Source organism: Chitinophaga agri (assembly GCF_010093065.1).
Classification (GTDB): domain Bacteria; phylum Bacteroidota; class Bacteroidia; order Chitinophagales; family Chitinophagaceae; genus Chitinophaga; species Chitinophaga agri.
On record NZ_CP048113.1, the window covers coordinates 5216863 to 5228973 of the forward strand.

Here is a 12111-nt window from a genome sequence, read left to right on the forward strand (position 1 = left end):
TAAAAAATAATTAATTTTACCACTATCCATAATTCTTTACTATGCCTTTGAAATCATATCTTTTTATTGTGCTCGCTTTCCTGGGGCTGACTTTAGCAGCCTGTGGCAAAAAAGGAGCAATCGAACCTAAACCAGAAGAAGAAGGCCTGAAGGTATCCCTCGAAAATGTGGCAGAAGGTCAGTATACCGCAGCGCCCGGCAGTAGTTATACTTTTCAGGTGAAGGTGAATTCCAAGATGCCCGATAAAGGTGTCAACGTCAAAGTGGATGTTATTACTGATCCGGGTGGGATTGTATTTCCCCAGAATCCGGTAGCACCATCGTCGGACAGTGTGATCAATGTTACACTGATCGGACTGGAGCCAATCCGGACGGTAAAGGTGACGTTGACGATCACATCTGTTGGGAATGAGAATAATAAAATTATCAAGACATTCTGGATCACTAATAAATCTGATGAATAATAATCAGTTAATATAGTATCAGATTGTAAATAGTTATTAAGAGCCGGATCCGCTACCAGCAAGGATCCGGCTTTTTTAATACTATCACGGAGGAACAGGCATAGAACTAGCGACGAACTAGCGACGAACAAGCCCTATAGCAGCAACGGCGTCAGGATCTCCTATTTTAATACTATTTTAACCGGACTGACAGCTAATTTCCCCTGCGTAATTCTTATTTCTCCCTAGCTTTGCAGCTCCATAATAAGCAGTCAAAATATGCGTATAGGAGTGAATGCTTCCTGTTTGTTGCAGGATAATCCTGCTGATACAGGAAATATAGCCAGGGATTTATTATCAGGACTATGCCGGAATCATCCTGAACATAGTTTTATCCTCTTTTTCGATCAGTCGCCACCCGCAGATCTGTCATGGCCTGCGAATGTGACGACAGTAGTGCTGCCGATTAAGGGAAACCAGGAGTGGCGGCGGTATATATGGCTGGAATGGAAACTGGCAGGAGTTCTTAAAAAGCACCAGCTGGATCTTTTCCTGGGTATGGACGGGCGGGTCCCTTTACGGAGTAAGGTACCGGCTCATCTGCTGATAACAGACATGGGCTTCCTGCATGGTGCGGCGGGTATACCAGCAGCCGAACAGCGTTCATTGAAGAAAAACCTGATCAGATATATCCGTCATGCGAAAAAGGTGATCGTGGTATCAGCAACATTGCAAAATGATGTACTGCAGTATGCACCGGAGGCCGCGGCTAAACTGACCGTGATAAAACCGGCAGTGGATAGCAGCTATCAACCGCTGGAGTGGGAGGCGAGAGAAGAAGTGAAGGAAACCTATGCTGGCCGTGTGGAATACTTTGCCGTTGTGGGTCGTATTCACCCAAGAAATAACCTGATGCCTTTGCTGAAGGCGTTCTCAGCGTTGAAGCGCCGGCTACATTCAAATATGAAATTATTATTAATAGGTTCGCAGACAGCTGCCGGAGAAGAAATTACCGCTGCTTTAGCATCCTATAAATACAGGAATGATGTCGTACTGCTTCCTGACACGGACCAGGAGACGCTGGCGAAGCTGGTAGCGGGCGCTTATTCACTGTTATACCTGCCTCGCTTTGACGGAGTGGCCATGCCGGTATATGCTGCGATACAGAGCGATGTGCCGGTTATTGCGCTGGAAGGCGCAGCTGCACGTGAAGCCGGTGGCGATGCGGTGCTGTTTGCTGATCCGGACAGCCTGGAAGATTTGGCAGATAAGATGTGCCTGTTGTATAAAGATGAAGAGCTGAGAAGCCGGCTGCTGGGAAAAATGAAGAAAGCGGACTGGTCTACGGCGTTTGGGGCGCTGATTACAGATTAGTCAATTAATACTAAATTTGCGGTTCTTAAAATTGGGAACAAATATCATGGGAAAGACATCTACCATACAGATTCAGGTTGCCCTGGACAATGACAGAATACCTGAGAAGATAGAATGGAGAGCTACTGACAGCTCTGAAGCGGACCGTTTCCAGCAGGCCAAAGCAATGATGGTCTCTTTCTGGGATGGTGGTGACAAAACCGCCTTGCGTATAGACTTATGGAATAAGCAAATGATGGTGGATGAAATGGCAGATTTCTTTTATCAGACTTTGATGACCATGGCTGATACTTATCAGCGTGCAACATCCGGAACTCCATACAAGGATCAGGCGGAAGATATCCGAGTTTTTGCCAAAGACTTCTACAAGAAGTTTGAAGAAAAACAAAAACTGGAACAATAGGCCGTAACCTTAAAACAACCACATATGTCATTAGAACTAAATATCAATGCTGCGATCAAGGCAGCTATGCTGGCAAAAAGTGAAGCAGAACTGCGCGCACTGCGTGCTATTAAAGCTGCTGTATTGCTGGCCAAAACAGCAGAAGGTGGTGGTGCAGAACTGACAGAAGCTGACGAAACAAAACTTTTGCAGAAACTGGCAAAGCAGCGTAAAGATTCCCTGGATATCTTCCGTCAGCAGAACCGTGAGGACCTGGCAGTGAAAGAAGAAGAGGAGCTGGTAGTGATCGAAAGATACCTGCCTAAGCAGATGGATGAAGCAGAACTGAGAACTGTTATTGCAGAGATCATCGCAACAACTGGCGCCAGCTCACCTGCCGATATGGGTAAGGTGATGGGTGTAGCTTCCAAACAACTGGCTGGTAAAGCCGATGGTAAAGCTATTTCCGCTGTGGTGAAGGAGTTGTTAGCCAAATAATCAGTAACAGGACCGGCGGGGATAACTACTTTACTGGTCCTGTACTTTCCCTTATTTATCCTATCGAAATCATGGGCATAGATATAGTTTTTGCCATCCTTATGGTACTGGCTATTTATAAGGGATACAGCCGGGGGCTTATTATAGCTGTTTTCTCCTTTATAGCCGTCACCCTTGGAATGGCAGCTGCACTGAAGCTAACCACTGTGACTGCCCTGTATGCTCAGGAACACTGGGGGATACACTCCCGCTGGTTACCCGTACTGTGTTTCATCGCACTTTTTGTCGGCGTTGTTTTTCTCGTCAGGTTTGGAGCTACGCTCATACAAACTATGGTCGAGGCTGTAATGCTGGGCTGGTTAAACAAATTAGGTGGAATTATATTATATAGTGCTATCTTTATCACTGTTTATAGCATCCTTTTATGGATAGCGAACCAACTGTACTGGTTAAGCCCGGAAATCAAGATGCAATCTGTAGTCTATCCTTACATAGAGCCTCTTGGTCCGGTAGTGATGAAGTTATGGGGTAAAATTGTTCCTTACTTCAAGGATATATTCGAAAATCTTCAGTCATTTTTCGACAAAGCAGCGAAGGAAATTCAATCTACTTAGCTCGCTTCAAAGATTATTTGAATTAATAAAAAGAATTATTTTAGCACAAAATTGACTTTCAAGCTTTGGCAATGGTTTACGAAATAAAAACACAGGGAAAGTTTAAATTCATCGAGGAAGGAGAGGGGGAGCCATTAGTACTGTTGCATGGTCTGTTCGGTGCAATGAGCAACTTTAGTGGTCTGATCGATTACTTCCGGAACTACAACAAAGTAGTAGTGCCGCTTTTGCCTCTGTTTGATCTGAACATTCTGGATACTTCCGTTTCAGGACTGGCTAAGTATGTACACAAATTCGTAGAAACGAGGGGTTATTCCAATATACACCTGCTGGGTAACTCCCTGGGAGGCCACGTAGGATTGGTATACCTGCTCAAACATCCGGAAGCTCCTGTTAAATCATTAACGCTGACTGGTAGTTCCGGTCTGTTCGAAAATGGTATGGGAGAGACTTATCCTAAACGTGGTGACTACGAATATATCCGTAAGAAAACGGAGCTGACCTTCTACGATCCGGCAATGGCGACAAAAGAGCTGGTAGATGAGGTATTCGACATCACTACCAACCGCCTGAAGGTGATCAAGATCATCACCCTGGCAAAATCTGCTATCCGTCACAATCTAGGTGAAGAGCTCCGTGATATCAAAATACCTACACTGCTGGTATGGGGGCTGAACGATACCGTGACTCCTCCGATGGTGGGAGAAGAGTTCAAGAAGCTCATCCCTAATTCTGAACTGCATTTTATTGATAAATGTGGCCACGCGCCAATGATGGAACGTCCGGAGGAATTTAACAAGATCCTGCATCCGTTCATCGAGAAGTTGAAAAAACAGTAGCCTGTTGCGCACTGATAAATAAACCTACTGCGAATAAACTTTTTAGGAGGCCGCCTTACAAAGGCGGCCTTCTCGTTTTAATCAGGAATTATTCTCTTTCTCTCATGTAACAAACCACCTTGACCCCGCGTTTCGTATATAAGTAAGAGCTTGCCCCGCTTATCATAATTCTTACTCCTTCGGGCGGGGTTCGCAATTCTTTTCTTATTATTGTATCATAATAGCTCACAACACAATGCTGGCAAGAGATCTCATATCAACCGTCGTTCCGATTCTGCATCCGTTGGATCCAGGTTCGAGAGCCCTGCGCCTGATGAATGAATATCATCTGACGCAATTACCACTCGTGTTGGAGAATAAATATCTGGCACTGGTAGAAGAAGACGATATTCTGGACCTGGAAGATCAGGACATCGCACTGGAAAACATGGAATATAATGGACCTAAACCCTCCATTGCAGAAAGCGCTCACTTCTTTGAAGCCGTGCGGCTTTTCCATGAAATGAAACTTACAGTGCTGCCTGTTATCAGTCATGAGAAGGAATACATAGGCGTGCTCACTAAAGACAGTCTGCTCACAGCCCTGGCCCAATATAATGGTGTAAAAGAGCATGGCGGTATTCTGGCGCTGGATCTCGATCCACGTGACTACAGCCTCAGCGAAATAGCACGTATTGCCGAGTCTAACGATGTGACCCTGCTCAGCGTGAATACCATTACGTTCCCTTCCGGCCGTCTTGAGGTACTGCTGAAGACGAACCGCCAGGAATTACACGGACTGGTAGCGACCTTCGAAAGATTTAACTACATCATTAAGTATACCATCACTGAAGAACAGGAGGAAGATCTCCTGAAGAAAAATTACGATCTGCTGATGAATTATATCAGCATGTAATTATATGACCTACTCAGTAAAATCGAAACGCATGGCGGAGTCTCCGTTATGCGTTTTTTTTGCAGTTTATACTGATCAGAATGACAGGTGTGGCCCGCTCGTCTTATAGCTGAAGATGATGTCGATCTGTAATCCGTTTTCGCTTTTAATGTTTAAGCTGCCACCTATATCCTCCGTTAAGCCCTGCAATAGCTCCATGCCCATAGAAGCGCCTGTTTTGGCGTTAAATCCTGACGGAAGACCTTTACCATTGTCTCCGATAATAAGTAGTAACTGTGCGTCTGAAATGTGCCTTAATGAGATTGAAATGTCACCGCTACGGTCTGCTTCAAAGGCATACTTAATAGAATTAGTGATCGCTTCGTTCAGTATCAGTCCTAAAGTGATCGCGTAGCCATGGTTCAGATCCACACTTTCCACATCCAGGTTAAAGTGGATATTATCACGAATAGCGAAGCTCTCCCGGAGATACTCTACCAGTTCATAAATATACTCCCGCATATTTATAGTCGACAACGTATCTGACTGATATAACTTCTGATGAATGATAGACATGGAGTGTATCCTGTGCTGGCTTTCCTTAATGGCTGTCAGTGCCTCCCTGTTCCTGAGGTAACTGGACTGTATTTCCAGCAGGCTCGCCACTACATGGAAGTTGTTTTTCACCCGGTGGTGGATCTCCTTTACCAGCCATTCTTTTTCTGTGATCAGCTGCTCCAGGCTGGCGTTCTTCTGGTTGATCAGTTTTTGTTTGTATTCCAGCTCTGCATTGACTTTCTGCTTCATACGATATCTGTTGTAAAACAGTGCAGCGATCAGTGCAAATGCGGCAATTAGGATGTAGGTGATATTGCGGATCAGTCTCGACTGCTGCAAACTCTTTTCCTGCAGCTGGATCTTGGCATCTTTTTTCTCGCTTTCAAACTGTACCTGTAGTTCTTCGATCTGGCGTGATTTCACTTCACTGAAGATGGAGTCTTTGATTGATATATATTGATTATAGTGTTCAATAGCTGTTGCATAATTACCCATGGCAGAGTCTATCCTGTAATGCAGATGGTAGATATCTTTCAGCAGCAGTGCTGCATTCACGATCTGTGCTTCTTGTAGTGATATCTGCAGATGACGCAGTGCGTTGTTGTAATCTTTTTTGGTGAAGTAGTATTGACTGATGTCAAAGTTCACCTCCTGTGTCACCTCGTTGTTGAACTGTAGGGTGTTAGCCCGCTGTATGGCTTTTTTCATATAGCGCTCACCATTTGCAGTGTCCCCCTGACTATAATAGTAATAGGCCCAGGTGGCATCAGCACTGGCAAGGGCATGGTCATCAGGCGACGGATAACGTTTCATGAAATCAGTGAAATACCTGAATGCTTCCGCAGCCCTGTTTTCCTTGATCAGCGCGCGTACAAGGTAGCCCGCATCCCTGGCAGGATAAGCCTCCGCTGAGGGGGGGATTTCGCGGGATAATTCCAGCTGGAAGTATTCGATACTGCTGGCTGTTTCTCCTAATGCGTAATAGAGATGTGCCAGTCTTGCATAGAAATTCATAGCCTGGCTGGTGTCCCGGGAGCTATGCATCTGTTTTACTGTTTGTAGCGCATAGTTCAGACTTGTATTGAAATTACCTTTGTAATAATTGATGACCGATAGCAGATTGTAGATCTCGTGTAGATAGGGATAATGACTCTTTTTGCCTGTCTCCAGCAATGTCAGCAATTCCTTTTCTGCCAGGTTTAAGTTCCCGTGTAACATGTGTACATCTGCAATATCAATGTCGGCACCCAGTGTATTGTTCCGGTCACCTTTTATCTGGTATAACGCGCGCAGTTTCTCAAAACAGGATACGCGTGTTAATCCGACAGCATCAAAGAGGGGGATGCGTTTACCGGTTTGTTTCAACACAGCTCCCTGATCTCGGTAATCATCAAGACGCGAGATCACGGTGAACAAACTATCGGATAGTTGATTGCTTTTAAATGTCTGACCAGTCTTCGCACAGTATTTACTGTAATCACAGTAGTAAAAGGCCCAGGCAGTAGCACGCTGTATATTGGTGAGTGGCAATGCGGTGCTTTGTAGCAATGGTAATTGCATATGGAGAAAAAGCACTCCGCTATCCAGCTTCTCCTGGTTGCTCCCTGAAGCATAGATGTAACGTTTTGCAAGTGCTGCATAGATCTCTAATCGCTCAGTATCCGTTGTTGCTGCTTTTATCTGGCTGATGACATCCTGGCCGGTCTGTGCATGTACCGGAAGCAGGAGGAATAATGTGACCGCTGCTGTAAAAAGGAACCGGTATATTGGTGCTATCATCATTTCTTTTTAGCAGAGATCACTTTTTCAATACCTAATTTTTTCATTCTTGATTGTAATGTATTCACGTTGATGTCAAGAATTTCGGCAGCGCCACCTTTGCCGGATATTTTCCATTTGCAGTGTTCAAGTACAGACAGGATATGGTCCCGCTCATTTTCCATCATTGTTTTTAAACGGTCCTGTTTGTCTGTTTCCTGGGCATAGAGATTTTTGGCTGTGGGCATCTCTACGTTTTCTATTACAGTACCTCTGCATAAGAGTACATTCCGTTGAACGGTATTTTCAAGTTCCCTGATGTTACCAGGCCAGGGATAGCGCATCAGTTGTTCCTGTGCATTATCAGATAATAGCGGTATAGTTCTGCCGGCTTCATTACTATATTTCTTCAGGAAATATTGCGCCAGGGCGGGGATATCTTCTTTACGCTCGCGTAATGGTGGAATAGTAAGCGGAAAGACATTTAGCCTGTAATAGAGGTCTATTCTGAATCGTCCTGCTGCTACTTCTTCTTCAAGATCTTTGTTGGTGGCGGCTATGACACGTACATTGATCTTTCTGGGTTTGCCACCGATCGGTTCAATCTCTTTTTCCTGTAATACCCGCAGGAATTTTACCTGCAGTTCCAGCGGAAGTTCTCCGATTTCGTCGAGGAAAATAGTGCCACCATCTGCCAGTTCAAACTTGCCGGTCCGTTTGACGGCAGCACCGGTAAAGGCCCCTTTCTCATGCCCGAACAGTTCTGATTCGATCAGGTTAGGCGGGAGTGTACCACAATTTACCACCACAAATGGTTGTGAGCGCCGCGATGATATCTTATGCAGGCTGTGGGCCATCAGCTCTTTACCAGTACCGCTTTCTCCGAGTATCAGTACGGAAATGTCTGAAGGACCAGCCATCTGTGCCTGTTCCAGCGCCTGCATAAACCGGTTGCTTCTGCCTATCAGTTGTGCAAATGCGGATGGCAGATGATCGGATATGCTTTTAGGAACGACAGGCGATTTTTCTGACAGCCTGTTCTGATGCAGGTACAGTGCCACGTCCAGCATGATCAGCACATCTTTTGAGCGGAAAGGCTTCACCATAAATCCATATGGTTTGGTCGCCTTGGCTTCATCCAGTATCTGTCTGTTGGAGTTGGCGGACAGATATACAAACGCAATATTTCTTTCATGAAGGACCTTCCCCAGATCAATACCGGTTTCTTCTCCCTGGAGGAAGATATCCACGAGCACCAGATCGGGTTTTTCCTTTTCAATTATGGACAATGCTACAGGTACAGACCTTGCAATGGAACAGGTATCAAATCCGGCATTGGTCAGGATCAGTTTCAATCCTTTGGCTTCGATAAACTGATCTTCGACAATTAAGATTTTCGCTTTCAATCAGCAAGTTTTTAGCGTGTTTTCTCACTAGTGATGTAACTAAAATTACAATAGTTACTATTCAAACAAACAAAAGAATTTTTGTTATTGTTTTTTTTCAGTGATTAACGAAATATCAGTAATAATGGCTGTTTTCGTATCTGTTAGTTGTTTGGTAATTAGTTCGTTATATCTATGGCATCGCATTGGTAACGATTGGCCCGGGAATCGTTATCCCCTCTGGGATCTATGGGTTCCGCAACATCGGTCATCCTTCACAGGGCGGTCAATGTTCAGAGAATTTCTTTTCACCCGTCCCTTACACAGGGCAAAAAAAAATATTATGAAAATTGTTGTCATTGGTGGCAGTGGCCTCATTGGATCGCAGGTCGTATCTAATCTTCAGCAACAGGGACATGAAGTAGTTGCAGCTTCTTTAAGTTCAGGCGTGAATGTCCTCACGGGTGAAGGCTTGCCGGAAGCGATTGCAGGTGCTGATGTCGTGGTAGATGTATCTAACTCTCCGTCTTTTGAAGACAAGGCAGTGATGAATTTTTTCGAAACTGCAGGCAGGAACCTGGAGAAAGCAGAGAAGGAGCATGGCGTAAAACATCATGTAGCGCTTTCAGTAGTAGGTACGGAAAGGCTGCAGGCGAGCGGTTATTTCCGTGCAAAGCTGGTGCAGGAAAACATGATCAAATCATCCGGTATTCCATATTCCATTGTACGTGCTACCCAGTTCTTTGAATTTGTAGAGGCCATTGCAGGTTCAGGTAGAACAGGGGAGGAGATACATATGCCTACCGGCGGTATTCAGCCTATTGCTTCGGCAGATGTGGCGGCGTTGGTGGCGGCAGCTGCGTTGCATGCACCAACTAATGCGATCAACGATATTGCAGGACCGGAAAGATTCCAGCTGGATGACCTGATCCGCCGTTATCTACAGTACAAAGGTGATGCTACGCGTGTAGTGACTGACGTGAATGCGACCTACTTTGGTACGCCGGTAGATGCCCTGTCGCTGGTACCACATGGAGACGCGCAGCTGGGAAGTATTAAACTGGAAGAATGGATGAAGCGCAAGCTTGCAGCTGTCTGATACTGCCATAGACGGCCATAAAAAGACACACTACATAACAGCACGCAAGTTATTGCAATTGATGAATGCAATCTGCGCCTGGCATCGCCTGCCGGCCGGATTGCATTTTATTTTGGCGGCGGCAGGGTAAAAAAGGCTATTTTTACGCACTAACCCGGATAGGTATCCGTTACCTGACCGGGGTGCTATTAAGATCAGATTATGCATATTGCCATTTATAGCCGAGGATTTGTAAAAGAAGACCTGCCCATTATTCAGCTATTGCTGGATGAGCTGGCGCGGGAGGAAATGGAGACTGTTATTTATCAACCATTCTGCGAGTCATTGCAGCCATATGTTCACTTTGCTAAAACGCCGGACACATTTTGTTGTGCAGGCGACCTGCATGGAAAGGCAGATATACTGGTGAGCCTGGGGGGCGATGGTACTTTACTTGATACAGTATGCTATGTAAGAGATACCAATGTGCCGGTGCTGGGTATTAACTTTGGTCGCCTGGGGTTTCTGGCAAGTATTGGCAAAGAGGCCATCAACGCAGCAGTGCAGGCATTGAAGGAGCGAACCTACGTGGTGGACAAGAGGACCCTGCTGCATCTGGACTCTAACGTGGGGCTGTTTGGAGAGGTACCTTATGCGCTGAATGATTTTACCATCCACAAAAAGGACACATCCGCCATGATCAAGATCCATACGTACCTGAACGGGGAGTTTCTGAACACCTATTGGTCGGACGGATTGATCGTTGCTACCCCTACCGGGTCTACAGGTTACTCCCTAAGCTGCGGTGGTCCGGTCGTATTTCCGGATGCAGGCAGTTTTGTGATCACGCCGGTAGCGCCCCATAACCTGAATGTGCGGCCGATCATTGTGCCTAATAATCATGTGATCTCTTTTGAGGTGGAGGGCCGGAGTGATCAGTTCCTTTGCACACTGGACTCGAGGATGGAGACAATTGACAATACGGTTCAGCTGGCGATCAAAAAAGAAGAATTCAAAATCAGCCTGTTACGGCTGGATGATAGTAATTTTCTGCATACATTGCGGAATAAGTTGCTCTGGGGAATAGACGCACGGAATAGATTAAAATAAATACTACTGTTCAGGGAATTGCAAATAAGCACATTAAGATTTTTCATTACATTTGTTTGATTTCTTTAATACCAAAAGCAGGGATAATCGCGTTTTAGGAATTATCGTCGCGTTAAGCTGTACCGATCTATGGGTAAACCTTACTTTTTCTTCAAACGTTTCTTAAAGTCCGGCCTCGTAGCAGTTATATCCCTGTTCCTGACGCCCGCTTTCGCTCAGAATGAGCTGTCATATACCGGAGAACTGGGCTTGTCAATAGGCGGGGCTCATTATTTTGGTGACCTCAATACAAAGGGAGCACTGAATGCAGCCAAACCGTCTGTTGGGATCTACTACAGAAAATACATGAACGATTATGTGGGCCTGCGTGTCCATGGCCGTTTCATGCAGCTGGGGTATTCGGATATTTATAACAAAAATGAGTTCCAGCACCGGCGAAACCTGAGCTTCAATACGGATGTATTTGAGCTGGCAGTGCAGGGTGACTTTAACTTTTTCCGGTTTGAGCCGGGTTCTCAGATCTATCGCTTTTCACCTTATTTCACGGGTGGGGCCTCTCTCTTTTATTACAATCCATATGCTTATCTGAATGGTCAGAAGTACCGTTTGCAGCCGCTCCGTACTGAGGGGCAGGGCAGCGCCATGTATCCGGAGCGCAAGCCTTACAGCCTGACTTCCCTGGCATTTGTGCTGGGAGGGGGCTTTAAGTATAACGTATCCCGCAAGGTGAACCTGGGGCTGGAGGTACTTTACAGATTTACAAATACGGACTACCTGGATGATGTCAGTACGACTTATGCCGGGGAGGCGGTGTTTCCGCCTGATGCTCAGGGACATAACACCGTTGCCTATCTTCTACAGGACCGTTCCTATGCTACGGGCGACCGTATCGGGGTGGCTGGAAGGCAGCGCGGCAACAGCCGGGACAAAGACCAGTTTGTTACGGCAGAGTTAACAATCAGCATTTTATTCACCTCTTACAGATGTAAATTCTGATTTCGCAGTCATGGATCGCCAGTTTGCAGTTCAATAAGGGCAATTGGCCTATTTTGTTAAATTTTCATTGCTTCCTTTTGGCTCAAAACAGCGATCAGTAAAGGATTTCGCTGTTAAAACTACGTTAAAACCCCACTCCCCCCTTTGCCGGGAAAGGCATAATTCTATTTTTGTATCTTTGCAAACTTTACTAAAAATCTGT

Annotated in this window: 12 protein-coding genes; 10 read left to right on the forward strand and 2 right to left on the reverse strand. The window is 45.6% G+C overall.

Going from position 1 to position 12111, the window contains the following annotated elements:
• Positions 1–41: 41 nt before the first annotated feature.
• From GWR21_RS20795 to GWR21_RS20825, 7 genes are all read left to right on the forward strand, one after another.
• The gene (locus GWR21_RS20795) at positions 42–464 is read left to right on the forward strand and encodes an outer membrane protein assembly factor BamD (protein ID WP_162333607.1); all 423 of its coding nucleotides are present in this window, start codon (positions 42–44) and stop codon (positions 462–464) included.
• A gap of 258 nt (positions 465–722) precedes the next feature.
• Complete coding sequence (locus tag GWR21_RS20800; RefSeq protein WP_162333608.1) at positions 723–1817, forward strand: glycosyltransferase family 4 protein; 1095 nt, start codon at positions 723–725, stop codon at positions 1815–1817.
• Positions 1818–1863: 46 nt separating this feature from the next.
• Positions 1864–2220, forward strand: a complete 357-nt coding sequence (locus GWR21_RS20805; RefSeq protein WP_162333609.1) for a gliding motility protein GldC — start codon at positions 1864–1866, stop codon at positions 2218–2220.
• 24 nt (positions 2221–2244) lie between these two features.
• A complete protein-coding gene (locus GWR21_RS20810) occupies positions 2245–2697 on the forward strand; it encodes a GatB/YqeY domain-containing protein (RefSeq protein WP_162333610.1) in 453 nt (150 codons plus the stop codon).
• Between the two features lie 71 nt (positions 2698–2768).
• Positions 2769–3311, forward strand: a complete 543-nt coding sequence (locus tag GWR21_RS20815) for a CvpA family protein (protein ID WP_162333611.1) — start codon at positions 2769–2771, stop codon at positions 3309–3311.
• A 71-nt stretch (positions 3312–3382) separates the two neighbouring features.
• Positions 3383–4150 (forward strand): alpha/beta fold hydrolase, encoded by a 768-nt coding sequence (locus tag GWR21_RS20820; protein WP_162333612.1) that lies wholly within the window; start codon positions 3383–3385, stop codon positions 4148–4150.
• A 235-nt stretch (positions 4151–4385) separates the two neighbouring features.
• On the forward strand, positions 4386–5045 hold the full coding sequence (locus tag GWR21_RS20825; protein WP_162333613.1) for a CBS domain-containing protein: 660 nt from the start codon (positions 4386–4388) through the stop codon (positions 5043–5045).
• Positions 5046–5120: 75 nt separating this feature from the next.
• On the opposite strand, the gene GWR21_RS20830 is transcribed toward GWR21_RS20825, so the two are convergent.
• Positions 5121–7361: a sensor histidine kinase gene (locus tag GWR21_RS20830; RefSeq protein ID WP_162333614.1), complete on the reverse strand. Its 2241-nt coding sequence runs from the start codon at positions 7359–7361 to the stop codon at positions 5121–5123.
• Positions 7361–8746 carry a sigma-54-dependent transcriptional regulator gene (locus GWR21_RS20835; protein ID WP_162333615.1) on the reverse strand — a complete coding sequence of 462 codons (1386 nt, stop codon included), beginning with the start codon at positions 8744–8746 and terminating at the stop codon, positions 7361–7363. The genes GWR21_RS20830 and GWR21_RS20835 overlap by 1 nt, the downstream gene beginning before the upstream one ends.
• Positions 8747–9068: 322 nt before the next feature.
• Here GWR21_RS20835 and GWR21_RS20840 point away from each other — a divergent pair, with 322 nt between their 5' ends.
• From GWR21_RS20840 to porG, 3 genes are all read left to right on the forward strand, one after another.
• A complete protein-coding gene (locus tag GWR21_RS20840; RefSeq protein WP_162333616.1) occupies positions 9069–9824 on the forward strand; it encodes an SDR family oxidoreductase in 756 nt (251 codons plus the stop codon).
• 201 nt (positions 9825–10025) lie between these two features.
• Entirely contained in the window at positions 10026–10913 is an 888-nt protein-coding gene (locus GWR21_RS20845) for an NAD kinase (protein ID WP_162333617.1), read from the forward strand.
• A gap of 129 nt (positions 10914–11042) precedes the next feature.
• The gene (gene porG / locus GWR21_RS20850; RefSeq protein ID WP_162333618.1) at positions 11043–11909 is read left to right on the forward strand and encodes a type IX secretion system protein PorG; all 867 of its coding nucleotides are present in this window, start codon (positions 11043–11045) and stop codon (positions 11907–11909) included.
• The last annotated feature ends 202 nt before the right edge of the window (positions 11910–12111 follow it).

Excerpts from the sequence above, each read along its gene's own strand:
- GWR21_RS20795 (WP_162333607.1), top strand. The coding sequence starts at position 42 with ATGCCTTTGAAATCATATCTTTTTATTGTGCTCGCTTTCCTGGGGCTG.
- GWR21_RS20800 (WP_162333608.1), top strand. The coding sequence starts at position 723 with ATGCGTATAGGAGTGAATGCTTCCTGTTTGTTGCAGGATAATCCTGCT.
- GWR21_RS20805 (WP_162333609.1), top strand. The coding sequence starts at position 1,864 with ATGGGAAAGACATCTACCATACAGATTCAGGTTGCCCTGGACAATGAC.
- GWR21_RS20810 (WP_162333610.1), top strand. The coding sequence starts at position 2,245 with ATGTCATTAGAACTAAATATCAATGCTGCGATCAAGGCAGCTATGCTG.
- GWR21_RS20815 (WP_162333611.1), top strand. The coding sequence starts at position 2,769 with ATGGGCATAGATATAGTTTTTGCCATCCTTATGGTACTGGCTATTTAT.
- GWR21_RS20820 (WP_162333612.1), top strand. The coding sequence starts at position 3,383 with ATGGTTTACGAAATAAAAACACAGGGAAAGTTTAAATTCATCGAGGAA.
- GWR21_RS20825 (WP_162333613.1), top strand. The coding sequence starts at position 4,386 with ATGCTGGCAAGAGATCTCATATCAACCGTCGTTCCGATTCTGCATCCG.
- GWR21_RS20830 (WP_162333614.1), bottom strand. The coding sequence starts at position 7,361 with ATGATAGCACCAATATACCGGTTCCTTTTTACAGCAGCGGTCACATTA.
- GWR21_RS20840 (WP_162333616.1), top strand. The coding sequence starts at position 9,069 with ATGAAAATTGTTGTCATTGGTGGCAGTGGCCTCATTGGATCGCAGGTC.
- GWR21_RS20845 (WP_162333617.1), top strand. The coding sequence starts at position 10,026 with ATGCATATTGCCATTTATAGCCGAGGATTTGTAAAAGAAGACCTGCCC.
- porG (WP_162333618.1), top strand. The coding sequence starts at position 11,043 with ATGGGTAAACCTTACTTTTTCTTCAAACGTTTCTTAAAGTCCGGCCTC.